Consider the following 19,003-nt stretch of genomic DNA (forward strand, 5'->3'; position numbering starts at 1 on the left):
ACTATGGTTCGGGCTCGTTAGGCTGACGCGACCAGGTCGGGAGAGGACGGTGCCCATGCAGCCGAGACGTGCGACGGTCCGTGACCTGCGCAGGCGCAACCGGTCGACGCTGCTGTCCACGCTGTTCTTCGACGGCCCGCTGTCCCGGCACGAGCTGGGTGGCCGGACGGGCCTCTCGGCGGCGACGGTGAGCAACGTGACCGGCGAGATGATCGACGACGGCCTGGTGGTCGAGGCCGGCCTGGTGGAGTCGGACGGCGGCCGCCCCCGGGTGCTCCTGCGGGTCAACCCGGTGTACGGGCACGTGGTCGGCATCGACGTCGGCGAGACCGGCGTGACCATGGAGCTGTTCGACCTGTCGATGACCCGCCTCGCGACCGTCGACCGGCCGCTGGCCACTCCCCAGCCGGACGTGGCGCTGGTCGGTGAGATCATCGCGGCCGGGTTCGGCGCGCTGCTCGCGGAGGCCGGGGTGGCGGAGTCGTCGCTGCTGGGCGTCGGCATCGGCGTGCCCGGCACGGTCGAGCAGGGTGACACGATCCGCGTGCACGCCCAGACGATCGGCTGGGACGGGGTCGCGCTCGCGGATCTGGTACGTCACAACGGGATCACGGTGCCCGTCTTCGTCGAGAACGGCGCGAAGACCCAGGGGCAGGCGGAGATGTGGTTCGGCGCCGGGCGCGGGGCCCGGCACGCGGTGATCGCGCTGATCGGGTCCGGGATAGGGGCCACGGTGATCACCGACGGCACCACGTACCGGGGCGCGACGAGCAGCGCGGGGGAGTGGGGGCACACGACGCTCTCCTACGGCGGCCGCCCGTGCCGGTGTGGTGCGACGGGGTGCCTCGAGGCGTACGTCGGCGCGGAAGGCATCCTCGACCGGTTCCGGAAAGCCCGTGGCGGCAAGGCGATCCCACGCACCGACGAACAGTCCCAACTGGACTTCCTGCTGTCCTCGGTGGACCGGTCGGAGACCGCGGCCGCCGTCGTCGAGGAGACCATCGGCTACCTCGGGGCGGGTATCGCCAACCTCGTCAACCTGTTCAACCCGGAGCGGATCGTGCTCGGCGGGTGGGCGGGCATGGCGCTGGGTTCCCGGCTGCTGCCCGAGATCCGCACCGCCACAGCCGCCCACGCGCTGCGGCACGCCTACGAGCAGACGTCGATCGTCCTCTGTGAACTCGGCCCCGACGCGGTGGCCGTCGGCGCGGCCACCCTCCCGGTCGAGGCACTGCTGAGCCTTGGGACGGACCCGCGGGTCCGTCCCAAGGCCCCTGCGCTGTAGCAGGATCACGGGTAGTTGGCGACGTAGCTCACCTGGTGCGGCTGGTTCGCGACCTCACCCGTGTCGTTGATGACGCGGTTGATCGTGCCCACGCCACCCAGCGACACGGTGACCAGGCCGTGGAACCGGACGCCCGTCCGGTTGGGCGCCTCGAAGCCGCGGCTCGCGACGACCGACGGGTTGGTGTTGAAGAAGCAGTACGACCCGACGCCCCACGCCTCGTGGTTCGTCACCGAGTCGGCCACCTTGTACGACGCCCAGCCGAGCGAGCCGCCGCCCGACGAGCCCCAAGTGGCGTTGTCCGGCGGGTCGTAGGGCATCTCGTTCTGGTAGAAGTAGGTCCGGCCGTTGTTGCCGTTCCAGATGGTGTTGTACTGCTGGTAGTGCTCGACGAACAGGCCGTACATGATCACGTTGTCGCCGTTGACCACGAGGCCGTTCTGCGCGGTGTTGACGTTCCAGCCGATGCCGGTGCCGTGGTCGCCGCGCCACAGCCACATGTGGTCGCCGATCACGTCCTTGCTGTTGACGCGCAAGGAAACCGTGGCCTTGCCCGCGTGCTGACCGCCGACGCGGAAGAACACGTCGTGCAGTGACGTCGGGTTGGTCGCGTGGCTCGCGGTCGACCCCGCGGGACCGACCTCGACGAGCACCGGCGAGTTCGTCGGGCCCGCGTCGATCAGCATGCCCGCGAGCTTCACGCCGTCCACGTCGGCCACCGTGATGGCCGCCTTGCCGGTGTCCGGGGTGAGCGTGGCGAGCCCGAGCCCCAGCACGACCGTGTTCGGGTTGGTGACCCGGATCGTGTCGTCGAGGTGGTGGACGCCCGGCGTGAACAGCAGGTGCTTGCCCTGGGCGAGCGCGGTGTTGATCGTGGCGGCCGGGGTGCCGACCTGCACGATGTAGAAGTTGGCGAGGGAGATCGACGTGCCGGCGGGGTTGCCGCCCGCCCACGAGGTGCCGCGGGTGTTCTCCCGCAGCGCGGGCACGAAGACGCGGTACTCGCCGGTGCCGTCGAGGTACAGGAACGGCTTTTCGCGGACCTTCGGCGTGGTGTCGACGACGGTGTGCGAGGGGTTCGGGAAGTGCTGCGGCGGTGTGCCGGTGGAGCCGGTGAACACCATGTTCCACACCGAGCCGGACCAGCCGCCGCGCAGGTCGCTGTTGCGGGTGAAGAACTGCTGCTGCGACCCGGACTCGACGACCCCGTCGATCTGCGAGTCGGCGATGAGGCCGCCGGAGGCCCACCCGTCGCCGCCGTTCCAGAGCTGGACCTGGCCGCGCAGGTGCATGCGCCGGTAGGGCGCGGCCTGCGAGACGGCCCACCGCTCGATCTGTCCACTGGGGAGGGTGACGGAGAGGTTCTCGGCGGAGCGCCAGAAGTTCTGCGTGGCGTTGCCGAGGTTGTTGGGGTTGTCACCCTGCTGGAGCCAGTCGGCCTCCACCCGGACGTGGCCGTTGAGGTTCACCTGATCGGGCAACAGACCCAGGCCGGCGACCTGCGTGTAGAAGCGGAGGTTGACGTCGGCGTTGTAGGAGCCGGGCTTGAACAGGACCGCGTACCGCTGGGTGCCGAACTGGTTGGTCTTCATCTCGGTCGCGATGGCGTTCAACCGGGACTGGATGGTCGACTGCGGCGTGGACGGGTCGAAGACGAACGTGTTCGGCCCGAAGTTCGGGTTGCGCGGGTCCGTCGGCGGGATCGTGGTGCCGCCGCCGTCGGTGTTCACGGACAGTTCCCACAACGAGTAACCCCACTGGGTGGCCCGCACGGTCCCGGTCACGCGCAGGTACCGCCCGGTGCCCGTGACGTCCAGCGACTGGTTGCCCCCGGCGCTCGTGGTGGTCGAGTAGATCGTGGTCCAGGTGCTGGCGTTGTCGGAGACCTGCACCTGGAAGGCGCGCGCGTAGGCGGTCTCCCAGTTCAGCCCGACGCGGCAGATCTGCTGGGAGGAGCCGAGGTCGACCTGCAGCCACTGCGGGTCGGAGAAGGCGCTGGACCAGCGCGTGCCTGCGTTGCCGTCGACGGCGGCGGAGGCAGGCGTCCCGGCGTTCTCCGTGGAGGAGGCGGTGGCGGTCTTGCCCTGGGCGACGTTGGTGGTCCCGCAGGCGAGCGGAGCCGCCTGCACCTGGGGAACCACGAGGAGGGCCGCGGCCGCGAACACCGTTGTCGCGACGGCGAGGATGCGTTTCATGGGCGTACCTGTTTCGATCCAGAAAGCGAGCAGGGATGGATCGGACAACGGTTCGGAACCGGTACCGGAACCGGTTCCGAACCTGTGATGCATTTAACAAGCCGCCAACTCCCAAAGTCAATCCAACAAACGGCCCAGCCCCGCGAGTCCCGCCCTCAACCCCCGCGAGTCACGCCCTCAAGCAGCATGAGTTGCCGGTTTCGTGCACATCCCCGCGCGCGACACCTACACGAAACCGCCCCCCTCGGCATGCACGAGAGCGCGACTCGCGGCTCCAGGACCTCGCGAGTCACGCTGTCAGGCAGTGCGAGTTGTCGGTTTGGTGCACCTCACGGCGCGCGGCACCTGCCCGAAACTGGCAACTCGTTGTGCGCGAGAGCGCGACTCGCGGCTGCAGGACTTGGCGAGTCGCGCTGTCAGGCAGTGCGAGTTGCTGGTTTGGTGCAGACCCTCGGGCCCCGGCAGGTGCACGAAACTGGTAACTCGTTGTGCGTGAGAGCGTGACTCGCGGGTTCGGGGCGTCGCGAGTCGCGTTGTCAGGCGGTGCGAGTTGTCGGTTTGGTGCGCTTCCGGCGGCGGTCGTCTGCACGAACCTGGCAACTCGGTGTGCCTGACAGCGTGACTCGCGAGGGGCTGGGTCAGGTGGCTGGGGCGCTTTCTCGGATCACCAGGGAGGTGGGGACTACCAGCGGTTGTTCCGGTGGAGGGTCGCCTGCCAGGTGGGCCAGCAGCATCGTGGCCGCCGCCTCGCCCATCTCGCGCGACGGCTGGCGGACCGTGGTCAGCGCCGGCTGGGTGTGTTCCGCGATCGAGATGTCGTCGAAGCCGATCACCGCCACGTCCCCGGGCACGTCCTTGCCCGCCGCGCGCAGGCCGTCCAGCACGCCGACCGCCATCAGGTCGTTGTGCGCGAACACCGCGTCGAACGGCACGTCCCTCGCCAGCAGCTCCTCGATCGCCGCCTGGCCGCCGCCGCGCGTGAAGTCGCCCTCCACCACCAGCGCCGGGTCGCACGACGGACCCGCCGTGTCGCGGAAGCCCGCGGTGCGGTCGCGCGTGCAGCCGAACTCCGACGGGCCGGTCACCATGGCGAGCCGCCTGCGGCCCAGTGCCAGCAGGTGCGCGGCCGCGTCCGCCGCGCCCCTGTCGTTGCTGGTGGCGACCGACGGGAAGCCGGGGTGGTGGCCGCGGTCGTCGATCATGACCACCGGCAGGCCGTTCTCGTGCAGGCTCGTGATGTACGACAGCGTGTCCGGCGGCTCGACCAGCAGCAAACCGTCGAACGCGTTCGCGGACACGTGCCGCTGGAACTGCGTCAGCGACTGCTCGCCACGGTTCACCGTGTGCAGCAGCAGGCCGTACCCCCGCGCCTCCAGCACGTCTGCCACGCCCTGCAGCACGTCACCCATCCACGGCCAGGTCAGCCCCGGCACCAGCATGCCGACCGTCTGGGTACGCCCCCTGGCCAGGCCGACCGCCCCCGCGCTCGGCGTGTAGCCGGTCGCCGCGATGACCTCACGCACCCGGATGGCGGTGGCCGCGTCCACGTCGCCCTTGTTGTTGAGCACGCGCGACACCGTCGTCTTGCTGACCCTCGCTCTTCTGGCGACCTCGGCGATCGTCACGCGCATGCAGGTCAGGATACGTTCACCACGCCCGCTTCCGTGTCCTGTTCGGTCAGCTCCGCCGCGACGAGCTTCGCGAACCGCCCGATGCCGCCGTCCTCGAGCAGGCCGTGCTCGACCAGCCGCCGCGCCACGTGCGGCGGCAGCTCGTCGACGGGCATACCGCCGCCGAGGTGCCGGAACGCCGTCGCCGCCACCGGGTCCGACGCGGTCAGCTCGCGGTAGCGGCCCAGCAGCCGCGCCCTCGGGTCGAGGTCGTCGACGGCCAGCTCGTCGAGCAGGTTGCGGTCGTGCAGCCGCGGCACGAGGTCCTCGATGCCGAGCCGCGGGCTCTGGATCAGCACCGCCGCGACCGCCCGGATCGCGAGCGGCAGGTGGTCGCAGCGCGCCACGAGGTCACGGGCGTGCCGCTCCGACACGAGCCGCGCCCGGCCGACCAGCTTGCTCAACATCGCCACCCCCGCCGACGGGCTCAGCCGCGTGACGGGCACGCGCGCGGTCGCGTCCACCGCGGCGAGCGGCGAGTCGGCCGTCACCACGAACGCGCACCCCGGCTCCGACACCAGCAGCGGCCGCAGCTGCGCGGCGGTCGTGCAGTGGTCGATCACGACGAGCGCGCGCTTCCCCGTCAGCGACTCGCGCCAGCGCGCGGCGGTCTCCGCGGACAGGCCCGCGCTCGCGAGGTCCACGTACAGCTGGCCGTCGGGGAAGTGCCACGCCGCCTGGTGCGCGGCGAGCAGCGCCACCGCCGACTTGCCCGCGCCCGTGGGGCCGTGCACGACGACGACCTGCGGACCGGCCGAGTCGGCGCAGACGGCGGTCACGACCGACCGCACCTCCTCGCCGCGGTCGACCAGCGGCGCCTGGTGCGGCAGCTGGCAGCGGCTGCCCGCGACGACCGGCGCGGCGGCGGCAGGCTGGGCCAGCAGCGCGCTGTCCCGGTTGAGCATCGCGGCGTGCAGTTGCTGCAGCCGCGGCCCCGGCTCCAGGCCGAGCCCCTCGACCAGGCGTTTCCTGGCCTCGGTGAACGCCTCGAGCGCCGCGGCGACGTCACCGCTGCGGTACAGCGCGAGCATCAGCGCCGCCCAGCAGCGTTCGCGCAGCGGGTGGTCGTTGACGAGTCTGCGCGCGACGCCGACCTGCTCGGCGTGCCTGCCGACGGCCAGCTCCGCCTCCATCAGGTCCTCCTCGGCGAGCAGCCGCTGCTCGGCGAGCGCGTCGAGGTGCCCGGCGAGCGCGCGCCGCGGCGGCAGGCCCTCGCCGGGGTGGCCGCGCCACAGCCCGAGCGCCTGGCGCAGGTGGGTGCGGGCGGACGCGGCCTCGCCCTCGGAGAGCGCTCGCCTGCCGATCTCCGCGAGGCGGCCGAAGACGTGCACGTCCAGCTCGTCCGGTGCGGTCGCGAGCAGGTAGCCGCCGCTCTTGGAGACGAGGCGGTCGCGGCTGCCCTGGTCGAGCGCGCGGCGCAGCGCGGTCGCGTAGGTGCGGACGTTGGACCGGGCCGACGGCGGCGGGCCGCTCTCCCACAGGACCTCGCCCAGCGCTTCGAACGACACCACCGTGTTGGGCGCGAGCGCCAGCGCGGTGAGCATCAGCCGGATCTTCGTCGACGACAGGTCGACGGCGGACCCGTCGTGGTACAGCTCGACCGGACCGAGCAGGCGGTACCGGATGCCTTCGTACGTTTCCATGCGTGCACCTCCCCGTGCGCAATCCATGCTCGGAGACGGCGCTAACAACTCGCTAACACGCGGTCCCGGGTACGGTCCTGTGTGTGATCGTCGACGTGGTGCTGGCGGCGGAGGCGCTGCTCGGGGAAGGTCCGGTGTGGGACGCCCGCAGCTCGTGCCTGCGGTGGGTGGACATCTACCGGGGGCGGGTCCACCGGTTCGACCCGGCGTCGGGGGTGGACACGTTCTTCGAGGTCGGCGAGGACGTCGGCACGGTCGCGGTGCGGGCCGCGGGCGGGCTGGTGGTCGCGACGACGACCGGGCTGTACACGTGCCTCGAGGACGGCGGACGGCGGACGTTGCTGCACGCCGTGGACACCGACCCGCCCGGCGGCCGGTTCAACGACGGCAAGGCCGACCCGTGGGGCAGGTTCTGGGCGGGCACGATGCTGGACGACCCGCACGGGGCGTGCGCGCTGTACCGGCTGGACCCGGACCGTTCGCTGCACACGATGGTGACCGGAGTGTCCTGTTCGAACGGTTTGGCATGGTCCCCGGACGGTACGACCATGTACTACATCGACACGCAGACCGGCGGCGTCGACGCGTTCGACCACACCCCGTCGACCGGCGAGCTGTCGCGACGGCGCCGGATCGTCGACATCGACCGTGGCTGGCCGGACGGCATGACAGTCGATGCCGACGGTTGCCTGTGGGTGGCGCTGTGGGACGGGTGGGCGGTCCGCCGGTACGCCCCGGACGGCCGGTTGCTGGCGACGGTGGAGGTGCCCGCGCAGCGGGTGACGTCGTGCGCGTTCGGCGGGCCGGCGTTGTCGACGCTGTACATCACGACCGCGCGGGTCGGCGTGCGGGACTTCGGGGACCAGCCGTCGGCGGGGTCGTTGTTCGCCGTGGACCCGGGGGTGGCGGGGCTGCCCGCGGGGGAGTGGGCGGGGTGAGGTGGGCGGCGCGGCTGCGTGCGCGGGGCTCCGACCCGGACCCGAGGTTCAGCTTCGCGAACGAACGGACCTTTCTCGCGTGGATCCGCACGGCGCTGGCGCTGCTCGCCGCGGGCATCGGGTTGGAGGCGTTCGCGCCGCCGCTCGCGGTGCCGGGCTTGCGGCAGGTGCTGGCGGCGTTGCTGGTGCTGGCGGGAGTGGGGATCAGCGGGGTGGCGTTCCGGCGCTGGTTGCGCAGCGAGGAGGCGATGCGCGAGCGACGGCCGTTGCCGCCGCCCCGGCTGGCGCCGTGGTTGTCGTACGGGATCGCCGCGGTCGCGTTGGCGGTGTTCGTGCTGCTGGTGGTGGCCAATCTGCGGTGAGGTGTCTTCTCGCGTGCGGATGGTCAGTTCGTTCGGCTGGGGTGCGGCGGCATCGCAGGCCGCCGCGGCCCGGCTGCCGGACGAACGGTCCATTGGCTCGGCCGGGGGTCCCCCGATTTCCATTTTACCTTGGGGGACCGACATTTCGGGGTTGCGTGCGGCGGAGGGCGGTGCGCGAGGTGTGCCGAACTGGCTCGGGCGCGGCGGTGATGCGGACGGTGGGGTTGCCGGACGAACGGTCCATTCGCTCGGCCCAGGGGGTCCCCCGGTTTCAAGTTTACCTTGGGGGACCGACAATCCTGGGCAGCTGCGGTCCCGACCTGGGGACAGGTGGGCGACGTGGGCCCGGGTTTCGTCCGTGCGGGGCGGCGGCCGGTGATAGGGGTGCCGTGTGAACGGTCCATTCGCTCGCCGGGGGACCCCCGGTTTCCATTTTACCTTGGGGGACCGACATTTTCGGCGGTTGCGTGCGGGCCGGGGCCGGTGTGCGAGGTGTGCCAGGTCCGGACGGGAACGGTGCGGATCGCCCTGGACCGGACTGGGGCGGATCGCCCCGGACCGAGACCGGACTGGGGCGGATCGCACTGGACCGGACTGGGGGCGGAGCGGTCCGGACCGGGACCGGACTGGTGCCGATCGGTCCGGACCGGATTGGTCCGGGGCGGCGATGCGGTCGGGGAGGTGTCGTGCGAGCGGTCCATTCGTTCGCCCTGGGGTCCCCCGGTTTCGACTTTACCTTGTGGGACCGACAATTCTCGGCGGCGCGGCCCGGCCCGGCCCCGCGATCGGCCCCGACCCCGCGATCGGCGGGCGGGGAGCCGGGTTGGGTCCGTGCGTGGCGGAGGCGGTGCGAGCGGTCGGATGCCGTGCGAGCGGTCCATTGGCTCGGCCTGGGGTCCCCCGGTTTCCACATTACCTTGTGGGGCCGACATTTCGGGGCGCAGCTGGGGCCGGGAGCGTTGCCTGATGGATGCGGGAGTTGCCGGTGACTGAGCCGCCCGGGGTGCAGAACGAGCGGACCTCCCTCGCGTGGGTGCGGACCGCGCTTGGGCTTGTCGCCTGTGCTCTGCTCGCCGGGCGGCTGGCCGTCGTGCGTGCGGAGCCCTGGGCCGTCGGCGCCGCGCTTGCCGCTGCTCTTCTCGCCGTCGGAGTGGTCGGGTGGTCGCACGAGCGTTACCGGCGGGCCGCCCGCCGGTTGGACGCACGGCAGCCCGTCGACTTCGTCCTCCCGGCCTTTGTGCTCACCGTCGCCGTCGGTGCGGTCGGGGTGCTTGGGTTGCTCCTCATCCTCCTGTGACGGGCGCCGCGCGCAGGCTGAACTGCCACACGTCCAGGTACCGCGAACGGAACCCCGCCTCCGAGTACGCCAGGTAGAACTCCCACAACCGCTCGAAGACCTCGTCGAAACCCAGCGCGCTCACCTGGTCGTGTGACGCCCGGAAGCGTGTACGCCACTGCTCCAACGTCCGCGCGTAGTGGGGCCCCAGGCTCCGGCGCCGCACGATGCGCAACCCCGCCCTCGCCGCCTGTTCCTCGATCACCGGCACCGACAGGAGCAGGCCGCCCGGGAAGACGTACTTCTGGATCCAGTTGTGCGACCGCCGCGTCGCCAGCAGGCGGTCGTGCGGCATGGTGATCGCCTGCAGGCCGACGCGGCCGCCCGGTGCCAGGACCCGCGCCAGCGTCGCGAAGTAGTCCGGCCAGAACTCCTCGCCCACCGCCTCGATCATCTCCACCGACACCACCGCGTCGTAGGTGCCCGCGGCCTCCCGGTAGTCGGTCAACGCGATCTGCACCCGGTCGGCCACGCCCGCCGCCGCCACGCGTTTCTCCGCCAGTTTCTGCTGCTCGACCGAGATGGTCAGCGACGTCACCGTCGCGCCGCGCTGGGCCGCCCGGATCGCCAGCGCGCCCCAGCCGGTGCCGATCTCCAGCACGCGGCTGCCCGCCCGCACACCCGCGTAGTCGAGGATGCCGTCGATCTTGCGCAGCTGTGCCGCGTGGAGGTCGTCGCCCGGGGCGAACCACGCCGACGAGTACGTCATCGACTCGTCCAGGAACGCCTCGAACAGGTCGTTCGACAGGTCGTAGTGGCGGTGGATGTTCTCCCGCGCGCCGTCCGGGGTGTTGCGTTCCGCGACCGGACGGCGCGCGTCCACCCACCGCCGCAGCACCTGCAGCGGGGCGGGCACCAGCGTCGCCATCCGCGCCGCGAACGGGGTCAGCGCCGCCGCCGGGTCGTCGGCCACCCAGTCGCCCGCCATGTACGCCTCGCCGAAGCCGATGTTCGCCTGCGCGCCGAGGCGGTGGAAGAACGCCGCCGGGCGCACGATCCGCAGCTCCGGACCGCCCCGGCCCAGCCGGGACCCGTCCGGGAAGGACACCGTGACCGGCAGGTCCTTCACCGCGTACCGGAAGAGCCGTGCCGCAGCCCACGCGCGGAACGGCGAGCAGGGCGGGGTCTCGGTCGTCGTGGTCACTGCACACCCTCCTGCGGTACGTGGGGAGCACGCGGCACGACCGGGAGCTGCCGCAGCCACAGTGCGACGCCATGCCGCTGGATCAGGAACCGCACCCGTTGCGGCACAAGGGAAATCGCGTAGCCGAGCAGCCGGAGCCGCGTCGCGGGACCGACGCGGTCGCCGGTCAGCGTCGCCGTGAACGCCGGTTCGCCGTCCTGCCGCAACGCGATCGTCAGCGACAGCCGGTCGTCCGGCGGTGGCAGCCGCATCCGGTAGCGGCCCGAGACCTCCAAGAACGGCGACACGTAGAACTCCTTGTCCGCCTCCGCGTGCCACCGCTCGTCGGGCCGCAGCAGGTAGCAGTGCCGTTCCCCGTACGTGTTGTGCACCTCCGCCACCACGCACAACGGCGCGCCCGCGTCGTCGTGGCACCAGAACACGGTCAGCGGGTTGAACACGTAACCCAGCGACCTCGGGGCCGTCAGCATCAGCACCCGGCCCGGCGCCGGGACCCCCCGCGTCGCGAGCCACGCCGTCAGGTTCGTGCGGATCGACCGGTGCGGCGCGCCGAGGTGGTCGGCCGCGCGGAACGACACCAGCCGCGACGCGGGCAGGTCGTCGACGTCCACCAGCCACAGCCGCAGCCGGTGCGTGAAGCGGCGGGTCAGCGCCCGGTGCCGGACGTGCGTCAGGCGCGCCGCGTACAGGATCACCAGTCCACCCCGAACGCGGCCGCGGCCCGCACCCCGGACGCGCAGCCGTCCTCGTGGAACCCCCAGCCGTGGTACGCGCCCGCGAACGCGGTCCTGGCCGTCGTCAGGCCGGGCAGGAAGCCCTGTGCCGCAACGGATTCCGGCGTGTACACCGGGTGCTCGTAGGTCATGGTCGCGTGCACCGCCGCCGGGTCGACCCGGTCGGTCGCGTTCAGCGTCACCACGTACGGGCGCGGCTCACCCAACCGCATGAGCCGGTTCATGTCGTAGCTGACCAGCACCTTCTCGCCGCCCGCGCAGCTCGGCTTCAGGTAGTTCCACGACGCGCGCGCACCGCGGGCCACCGGCAGCAGCGAGTCGTCGGAATGCAGCCACGTCTCGTTGCGGGAGTACGTGAACGCGCCCAGCACCCGCTCCTCCGCCGGCGTCGGGTCCGCCAGCAACCCCAGCGCCTGGTCGGCGTGCGTCGCCACGACCACCCGGTCCACCGCGTGCGTCTCGTCGCCGTCGTCGCGGACCACCACCGCGTCCGGCGTGCGGTGCAGCGCCCGCACCGGCGTGCTGACGTGCACCGCCGTCAGGCCCTTCGCGGCGCGCTCGACGTACTCGCGGGACCCGCCGACCACCGTCCGCCAGGTCGGCGAGCCTCCCACCGACAGCAGGCCGTGGTGGGCGAGGAAGCGGAACAGGTACCGCACGGGGTAGGCGCGGCTCACCTCCTCCGGCGCCGACCAGACCGCCGACACGACCGGCAGCAGGAAGTGCTCGGTGAAGTAGCGGGAGTAGCCGGCGGCGAACTCGCCCAGCGTGACGTCCTCCCCGCCGTCCGCCAGCACCCGCCGTGCGTGCCGGTGAAACCGGGTGACCTCGGCCAGCATCCGCAGGTAGCGGGGCCGCAGCGCGTTGCCCGGCTGCGCGAACAGGCCCGGCAGCCTCCGTGCGCCCGCGTACTCCAGCCCGCAGCCGAGGCAGCGGACGCTCATCGACATCTCGGACTCCCGGGTCGCCACCCCCAGCTCGCCGAACAGGCGCAGCAGGTTCGGGTACGTGCGCTCGTTGTGGACGATGAACCCGCTGTCGACCGCCACCGTGCCGTCCCGCGTCGGCACGTCGTGGGTGTGCGCGTGGCCGCCCAGCCGGGGCGCGGCCTCGAACAGCAGCACGTCGTAGCGGCGTTGCAGCAGGTAGGCGGCGGTCAGGCCGGCGACACCGGCCCCGATCACGGCAACCCTCTCGGTGGTCATGACCCCTGATTCGGCGCGCTACCGCCCTCGGCTTGCTCCTATCCAATTCCCTGCGCTCGTACCGGGCGCAGGGCCTATTCCCGCGGCTGGTGGTCTGACCACGAGACGACTCCGGTTCGGGCGCAGCGCACAAACGCGACCGCGCCGGCACCGGGGGCGCCAGCACGTGGCGGCGCCACCTCGCGGGCCGCCCCGCGCCGTCGGCGTGAACCGGATGGGCGTGGCCGGATCGCCGCTGCCGTGGATATTTCGGCGAAGGGCGGTCGCGGTGACATTTTTCGCGCTTCTGTGACAACTCTCGGCGAGACTTGTAACGGCACCGGCCCGGGCAGCGATGCTGTATCTACTCGTCACCCGCGCGGGTAAACCATTGCCCGCGAATAACCGGTGGGCCAGACCCCCGGAATCCTCCGGTTGCCTTTGGAAAAAGCCTGACCGAAATGGGAGACAATCTCGCCAATGTCGCTAACATGTGCGAGTGGCAGCAACAGGCGCGGGGACGCCCAGGAGGCCGGTCAGACGCAGCGACAAGGTGTCAGAGGCGATCGCACGAGATATCGTCCGGCGAATCGGCGCCGAGGAACTGACCCCGGGGACCCAACTGCCGCCCGAAGCCAAGATGCTCGAGGAGTACCGGGTCGGCCGCGGCTCCCTGCGCGAGGCGCTGCGCATCCTCGAGGTGCACGGGCTCATCTCGATCAAGCCCGGTCCGCGCGGCGGCCCCACCGTCGACCAGGTCCACACCGAGAACTTCGGCCGCATGGCCACCCTGTTCTTCCAGATGGACGGCGTCACCTTCGGCGACCTGCTCGACGCCTTGGTGATCATGGAGCCGACGCTCGCCGTGCTCGCCGCGCAGCACCACGACCAGCAGCTGGTCGCCGAGATGTCCCGGTTCACCCGGCCTGCCCGCACCGACGACGAGGAGTACACCCGCGACGCGGCCGACTTCCACCGGCTCGTCGCCGCCATGTCCGGCAACCCCGTGATGAGCCTGTACGGGCAGTCGCTCGGCGACATTGTCCGCGACCGGCTTTCCCCGCCGCTGTTTCCCAAGTCGCGGCGGCCCGCGGTGTTGAATGTCCACTGTGACATCGCGCGCGCCATCATCGACGGCGACGCGGCCCGGGCCGAGGAACTGATGCGCGAGCACATGGCGGAATACGCCGCATATGTCCGGCGGCGGCACCCGGGGCTCATGCGGGAGGTCGTCGACTGGCGTTGACCCCGCCGTTGACGCCGACGTCCACAACGGAGTAGGTAGGTTCGGTGACACTGGACCGGAGGTCCGACGCGGAGCTGATCGCCGCCGTGCGGCGTGGCGACTCCGAGGCGTACGGCGCGCTCTACGAACGCCACCTGCACGCCGCGAAACGGGCCGCGTCGTGCCTGTCCGGCACGGACGCGGAACGGGAAGACCTGGTCGCGGACGCCTTCACCCGGGTGTTGCGGGTCCTGCGGGAGGGCGGCGGGCCGACCGAGGAGTTCCGCGCCTACCTGCTGGTCACGCTCCGCAACGCCGCGATCAGCGGGTCGCGGGGCGCGACGGTGTCGCTGTACGCGGACGTCCCGGAGACCTACCTCCCCCGCCCGGGCGGCGATCCGGTCGTCCACCGGTGGGACGCCAACGCCGCGGCCAGCGCGTTCGCGAGCCTGCCCGAGCGGTGGCGGACCGTGCTGTGGCACACCGAGGTCGAGGACGAGTCGCCCGCCGAGGTCGCCCCGCTGCTCGGGCTGCGGCCCAACGGGGTCGCGGCGCTCGCGTACCGCGCCCGGGAAGGGCTGCGGCAGGCGTACCTGCGCGCGCACCTCGCCGAGGTCGAGAGCCGGGAGTGCCGCGCGACCGTGTCGAAGCTCGCCGGGTGGGTGCGCAGCAGCGTGCCCGGCCCGCTCAGCCGCAAGATCAGCAGGCACCTGGCGTTGTGCGCGGACTGCCGGGCCCGCGCCGACACGCTCGCCACCGTCAACGCCGAGCTGCGGTCGTCGGTGGCGCCGCTGCTGCTCGGGGCGTCGCTGGCCGCCGCGTACCTGCCCGCCGCCGCGCCCGCCACGGTCGCGAAGACGCTGGTCGCGAAGGTCGCCGCCGTGGTCGCGATCGCCGCCACCGCCGTGACCACGGTGGCTTCGTCGCCCGAGGTGGCCGGGTGCGACCCGCTGCGGGACGTGCCCGCGCTCGCCGAGCCGACGTCGACCACGGAGACCGTCATCAACGGGCCGCTGCCGTCGGGGCGGCCGCGGGCACCCGTCGCCGAGCCCGTCGCGGAGGTGCCGGGACCCGCCGAGGTGCCGTCGATCGTGGTGCCGGCGCCGGCGGTAACGTCTGTGCCGTCGACGTCTGTGCCGTCGGCGGCGCAGCCGTCGCCGGGGAACGCGAAGGCCGAGGAGCAGGTCGAGGCCAACGCGGCCCGCCAGGCGGAGAAGAAGGCAGCGAAGGAAGCCGCCAAGGACGCGCGGAAGGCGGCCAAGGCGGCGGAGAAGGCCGGGAAGAAGGCAGAGAAGGGCGGCGGGTGACGGCCGGATCGAAGTTCGACGCGCTGGTCAGCGGCCTGGACTACCCCATGTACATCGTCACGGCCGCGGCGGGGGAGCGGCGGGCGGGGTGTCTCGTCGGGTTCGGATCGCAGTGCGGCATCGACCCGCCGCGGTTCATGGTGTGGCTGTCCAAGCGCAACGCGACGTACGAGGTGGCGTGCTCGGCGACGGTGCTGGCCGTGCACGTCCCGAGGGCGAAGGACCACTGGCTGGCCGAACTGTTCGGCGGCGAGACCGGGTGGGAGAAGGACAAGTTCGCCGACATCGCGTGGCGCCCGGGCCCGGACGGCGTGCCCCTGCTGGACGACTGCGACCAGTGGTTCACCGGCCGCGTCCTGTCCCGCCACGACACCGGCGACCACGAGGGCTTCCTACTGGCCCCGCTGGAGGCGAGCGAGTCCCACGGCAAACCCCAGCTCCCCTTCCAACAAGTCCGCACCCTCTCCCCAGGCAACCCACCCTGACCCTCGCGAGTCTCGCTCTCGTACACACCGAGTTGTCAGTTTCGTGCAGGTCCGGCTCGCGAGTCGCGCTCCGGGGCAGGGTGAGTTGTCGGTCTCGTGCAGACGCGTCAGGGGTGCGGGCACGTGGGCCACATGCACGAAACCGACAATTCGGTGTGCGTGCGAGCGTGACTCGCGGTGTTTGAGAGCGGGACTCGCGGGGGTTAGGGGAGGGTGGTGGCTTTTTTCTGTAGGTAGGTGCGTTCTGGGAGGCTTTGGGTGGACTGGGCTGCTTTCAGGTAGTGGGTGCGGGCCGCGGTGTTGTCTCCTGACGCCTCCAGGATGTGGGCGCGGATGGCGTCCACGCGGTAGTGGCCCGCCAGGCGGTCGTCGGCGGCTGCTCGGTCCAGGGTGGCCAGGGCGGCGGCCGGGCCGTTGACCTTCAGCTCCGCCACCGCCTCGTTCAGGGTTGTCATCGGGTTGTCGGTGATGCCCGCCAGCAGGCGGTACAGGGCCAGGATCTGCGGCCAGTCCGTGGTCTCGTCGCTCGCCGCCTCGTCGTGGACCGCCGCGATCGCGGCCTGCAGCTGGTACGGGCCGAAGCGGTCCGTCGACGTCAGCGCCTTCGACACCAGCGCGACGCCCTCCGCGATCTCGGCGCGGTCCCACAGCGTGCGGTCCTGCTCCGCCATCGGCACCAGCTCGCCCGACGGGCCCGTCCGCGCCGCCCGGCGGGCGTCCGTCAGCAGCATCAACGCCAGCAGGCCGGCCACCTCGTGGTCGTCCGGCAGCATCCGGTGCAGCAGCCGCGTCAGCCGGATCGCCTCCGCCGCCAGCTCGACCCGCTGCAGCGACTCGCCGGACGTCGACGTGTAGCCCTCGTTGAACACCAGGTACAGCACGTGCAGCACCGCGCCGAGCCGCTCCGGCCACTCCGCCGGGGTCGGGAGCCGGAACCGCGACCCCTTGATCTTCTGCTTCGCCCTGGTCACGCGCTTCGCCATGGTGGCCTCCGGCACCAGGAACGCGCTCGCGATCTCCGCCGTCGTCAGACCGCCGACCGCCCGCAGCGTGAGCGGGACCTGCGCCGACGGGCTCAGGTCCGGGTGGCAGCACAGGAACAGCAGGGTCAGCGTGTCGTCCGTGTCGGCCGACGGCGCGTCCGCGGCCGGGGACAGGAAGTGGTCGCGCGGGATGTGCGTGCCCTCGGTGTCCTCACGCCGCCGCCGCGCGATCTCGCTGCGCAGGTGGTCGGTCATCCGCCGGTGCGCCACCCGGATCAGCCACCCGCGCGGGTTGTCCGGGCGGCCGTCCCTCGGCCACTGCACGGCGGCGTCGATCAGCGCCTCCTGCACCGCGTCCTCCGCGGCGCCGAAGTCGCCGAACCGGCGCACGAGCGCCCCGAGGACCTGCGGCGCCAGCTCACGCAGCAGGTCCTCGAGGGCGACCGAGGCGTTCGGTGCCGAATGGATCGCGTCGCTCATCCACCAAGCCTTCGCTCTCGCTCCCTAGAGCTGCCCCGGGCCGTCGGGGATGGGCCGGACCTCGATCGTGTCGCCGACCGCGTCGCACACCCGCGCCGCGATCTCCATCGCCCGCTCGTGCGACGCGCAGTCCAGGATCGCGTAGCTCACCAGCACCTCCTTGACCTCGGCGTACGGCCCGTCCGTGGCCACCACGCCGTCGGCGCTCTTGCGCAGCGTCTTCGTGTGCGACGGGTCCGACAGGCCCTCCGTGGTGACGAACTCGCCGGTCGCGGTCAGCTCCTTGCCCAGCTCCTCGTAGAAGTCGCAGGCCTCCTGGACCTCCTTGGGCATGGGCTGGTCCGGGTCCCAGTTCGCCAGCATCTCCTCCCAGGCCTTGGCGTTGGTGTAGGCCAGCAGGATGTACTTCATGGTCACTCCTCCGTTCGGGGGCTTACAGCGATACGTCGGAGCCGCCGGACCGCTCGGGACATCCTGCCGCAGAAAATTTCGGAGGACATCTCGATGGCCGGGACCGGCCGTGCCGCCGTGCGGGTGAACGCGAAAGTTCCGGAAGCGCGCACGACAGGAAAGCCTTTTCCTGGCGAATAACTGGCGCTACCCTCTCGAAGTATGGATCGGCGCGACTTCCTGCGGTCTGCCGGAACCACGGCGGCAAGCGATTGCCTGCTCGCCGCCACCGGCGCCGCGGCCGCGCGTGATCGTCCACAATGGAATCGACACTGGCGCTCGTGCCTGTCGGCCCCGGACGCCCACCCGCTGATCCCCAACGTCTCGTACGCCGGTTACCGGCGCGGTGAGCTGCCGCTGCCCAGGCTGGGCGTGCGTGCCGCGGTCACCGCGTTCGGCGCGGTGGGTGACGGTGTCACCGACTGCACGGCCGCGTTCACCGCGGCGATCGAGCGGGTCGGCGCCGCGGGCGGCGGCACCGTCCACGTCCCGCCCGGCACCTACCTGCTCACCGGCGTCGTGTGGGTCCACCACAGCCGGGTCGCGATCCGCGGCGCGGGCCGCGGCCGCACCCGCCTGTTCTTCGACCGCTCCCTGACCGAGTGCTACCGCCCCGCCACCCGCAACGAGTGGTCGTGGTCGGGCGGGCTCGTCTGGTTCATCCCGCGCGAGCTGCGCGCGGACCTCGAGGCGAGCGGGTTCACCGGCAACGAGACTTCGGCGGTGACGGTCGTCAGGTCCCGGTTGCGCAGCCAGCCCTACCCGTGGGCCACCGCCGCCAGACGGCTGCGGCCCGAGCTGACGACGTGGCCGCCGGCCGTGAACTTCGCGCGGTACCGGTTCCCGGTCCAGGTCCACCGGGTCGAGCGGGACGCGGTCGTGCTCGCGCAGCCGCTCAAGATCGACCTGCGTCGTGGCTGGTCACCGCGGTTCGCCACGCTCGGCCCGGTGGTCGCCGAGTCCGGCATCGAGGACCTGACGATCGAGATGCGCCAGGTACCGCAGACCGCACACCACCTCGACCCCGGCTTCAACGGCCCGCACTTCCAGGCCGCGCTGAACTGCCGGGCCCGCCACCACACGTTCATCTGCCGTGTCCAGACCCACGACCTGCTGGTCGACCACTTCGAGATCCCCGCCGCCACCACTCCGCTCGCGCCCGGCGCCGCGCACCACGGCATCAACACCGAGGGCTTCTCGTCGGGCAACGTGTGGTCGAACGGGACCATGGAGGGCACCTTCGACTCGCACCGCGTGCTGCCGTTCGAAAGCGTGCGCACCGCGATCACGATCACCAACAACGGCACCACGGGCGGCGCGGGCGACGCCGGGCCGCGCTGGGGCGCGCGGTTCTGCCACTGGAACGTCGACGTGCTCGGCGGCCGGTCGCACGGTGTCCGGCTGGAGGCGCACGCCCCGTACAGCGCGATGGTCGGGGTGCGCGGCACCACCGGCCCGACGGACCACCCGGCCGACTTCACCGGCGAGCTGTCCTCGGTCGCCGACGCGCTCGACGAGGCCGTCCACCCGGTGAACCTGTACGAAGCCCAGCTGCGCCACCGGTTGCGCGGCACGACATAGG

General features: G+C 71.9%; 16 protein-coding genes. 8 read left to right on the forward strand and 8 right to left on the reverse strand.

Going from position 1 to position 19,003, the window contains the following annotated elements; all coding sequences use genetic code 11:
- The first annotated feature begins 55 nt into the window (after positions 1–55).
- Entirely contained in the window at positions 56–1,285 is a 1,230-nt protein-coding gene (locus ACYQ77_RS07200) for an ROK family transcriptional regulator (protein WP_459708667.1), read from the forward strand.
- 5 nt (positions 1,286–1,290) lie between these two features.
- Here ACYQ77_RS07200 and ACYQ77_RS07205 read toward each other — a convergent pair whose 3' ends face one another.
- The 3 genes from ACYQ77_RS07205 to ACYQ77_RS07215 form a co-directional block, all read right to left on the reverse strand.
- The gene (locus tag ACYQ77_RS07205; RefSeq protein WP_459708669.1) at positions 1,291–3,480 is read right to left on the reverse strand and encodes a discoidin domain-containing protein; all 2,190 of its coding nucleotides are present in this window, start codon (positions 3,478–3,480) and stop codon (positions 1,291–1,293) included.
- A 638-nt stretch (positions 3,481–4,118) separates the two neighbouring features.
- Positions 4,119–5,111 (reverse strand): LacI family DNA-binding transcriptional regulator, encoded by a 993-nt coding sequence (locus tag ACYQ77_RS07210; protein ID WP_459708671.1) that lies wholly within the window; start codon positions 5,109–5,111, stop codon positions 4,119–4,121.
- Between the two features lie 5 nt (positions 5,112–5,116).
- Positions 5,117–6,793: an AfsR/SARP family transcriptional regulator gene (locus ACYQ77_RS07215; RefSeq protein ID WP_459708672.1), complete on the reverse strand. Its 1,677-nt coding sequence runs from the start codon at positions 6,791–6,793 to the stop codon at positions 5,117–5,119.
- Between the two features lie 83 nt (positions 6,794–6,876).
- Between ACYQ77_RS07215 and ACYQ77_RS07220 the strand changes: the two genes are divergently transcribed.
- From ACYQ77_RS07220 to ACYQ77_RS07230, 3 genes are all read left to right on the forward strand, one after another.
- Entirely contained in the window at positions 6,877–7,731 is an 855-nt protein-coding gene (locus ACYQ77_RS07220) for an SMP-30/gluconolactonase/LRE family protein (protein ID WP_459708674.1), read from the forward strand.
- Positions 7,728–8,093: a YidH family protein gene (locus ACYQ77_RS07225; RefSeq protein WP_459708676.1), complete on the forward strand. Its 366-nt coding sequence runs from the start codon at positions 7,728–7,730 to the stop codon at positions 8,091–8,093. Before ACYQ77_RS07220 ends, ACYQ77_RS07225 begins: the two co-directional genes overlap by 4 nt.
- Before the next feature lie 985 nt (positions 8,094–9,078).
- Entirely contained in the window at positions 9,079–9,390 is a 312-nt protein-coding gene (locus ACYQ77_RS07230; protein WP_459708677.1) for a DUF202 domain-containing protein, read from the forward strand.
- On the opposite strand, the gene ACYQ77_RS07235 is transcribed toward ACYQ77_RS07230, so the two are convergent.
- From ACYQ77_RS07235 to ACYQ77_RS07245, 3 genes are read right to left on the reverse strand one after another with little or no spacing between them, the layout of a single operon-like run.
- Positions 9,377–10,573 carry a class I SAM-dependent methyltransferase gene (locus ACYQ77_RS07235; RefSeq protein WP_459708679.1) on the reverse strand — a complete coding sequence of 399 codons (1,197 nt, stop codon included), beginning with the start codon at positions 10,571–10,573 and terminating at the stop codon, positions 9,377–9,379. The genes ACYQ77_RS07230 and ACYQ77_RS07235 overlap by 14 nt on opposite strands.
- Complete coding sequence (locus ACYQ77_RS07240) at positions 10,570–11,268, reverse strand: DUF1365 domain-containing protein (RefSeq protein ID WP_459708681.1); 699 nt, start codon at positions 11,266–11,268, stop codon at positions 10,570–10,572. The genes ACYQ77_RS07235 and ACYQ77_RS07240 overlap by 4 nt, the downstream gene beginning before the upstream one ends.
- Complete coding sequence (locus ACYQ77_RS07245) at positions 11,265–12,512, reverse strand: NAD(P)/FAD-dependent oxidoreductase (protein WP_459708682.1); 1,248 nt, start codon at positions 12,510–12,512, stop codon at positions 11,265–11,267. The genes ACYQ77_RS07240 and ACYQ77_RS07245 overlap by 4 nt, the downstream gene beginning before the upstream one ends.
- Before the next feature lie 532 nt (positions 12,513–13,044).
- Between ACYQ77_RS07245 and ACYQ77_RS07250 the strand changes: the two genes are divergently transcribed.
- The 3 genes from ACYQ77_RS07250 to ACYQ77_RS07260 are packed head-to-tail and all read left to right on the forward strand — an operon-like array spanning position 13,045 to position 15,508.
- A complete protein-coding gene (locus tag ACYQ77_RS07250) occupies positions 13,045–13,737 on the forward strand; it encodes a FadR/GntR family transcriptional regulator (RefSeq protein WP_459708684.1) in 693 nt (230 codons plus the stop codon).
- Between the two features lie 44 nt (positions 13,738–13,781).
- Entirely contained in the window at positions 13,782–15,023 is a 1,242-nt protein-coding gene (locus tag ACYQ77_RS07255; RefSeq protein ID WP_459708685.1) for an RNA polymerase sigma factor, read from the forward strand.
- Positions 15,020–15,508, forward strand: a complete 489-nt coding sequence (locus ACYQ77_RS07260) for a flavin reductase family protein (RefSeq protein ID WP_459708687.1) — start codon at positions 15,020–15,022, stop codon at positions 15,506–15,508. Before ACYQ77_RS07255 ends, ACYQ77_RS07260 begins: the two co-directional genes overlap by 4 nt.
- 203 nt (positions 15,509–15,711) lie before the next feature.
- Here ACYQ77_RS07260 and ACYQ77_RS07265 read toward each other — a convergent pair whose 3' ends face one another.
- Both ACYQ77_RS07265 and ACYQ77_RS07270 read right to left on the reverse strand, forming a co-directional pair.
- Positions 15,712–16,971, reverse strand: a complete 1,260-nt coding sequence (locus ACYQ77_RS07265; RefSeq protein ID WP_459708689.1) for an RNA polymerase sigma factor — start codon at positions 16,969–16,971, stop codon at positions 15,712–15,714.
- Positions 16,972–16,995: 24 nt separating this feature from the next.
- On the reverse strand, positions 16,996–17,382 hold the full coding sequence (locus ACYQ77_RS07270) for a YciI family protein (protein ID WP_459708690.1): 387 nt from the start codon (positions 17,380–17,382) through the stop codon (positions 16,996–16,998).
- 201 nt (positions 17,383–17,583) lie between these two features.
- Here ACYQ77_RS07270 and ACYQ77_RS07275 point away from each other — a divergent pair, with 201 nt between their 5' ends.
- Positions 17,584–19,002, forward strand: coding sequence for a glycosyl hydrolase family 28-related protein (locus ACYQ77_RS07275; protein WP_459708692.1), 1,419 nt, complete (start codon positions 17,584–17,586; stop codon positions 19,000–19,002).
- Position 19,003 lies beyond the last annotated feature (1 nt).

It is taken from the genome of Actinophytocola sp. KF-1, from assembly GCF_054661535.1.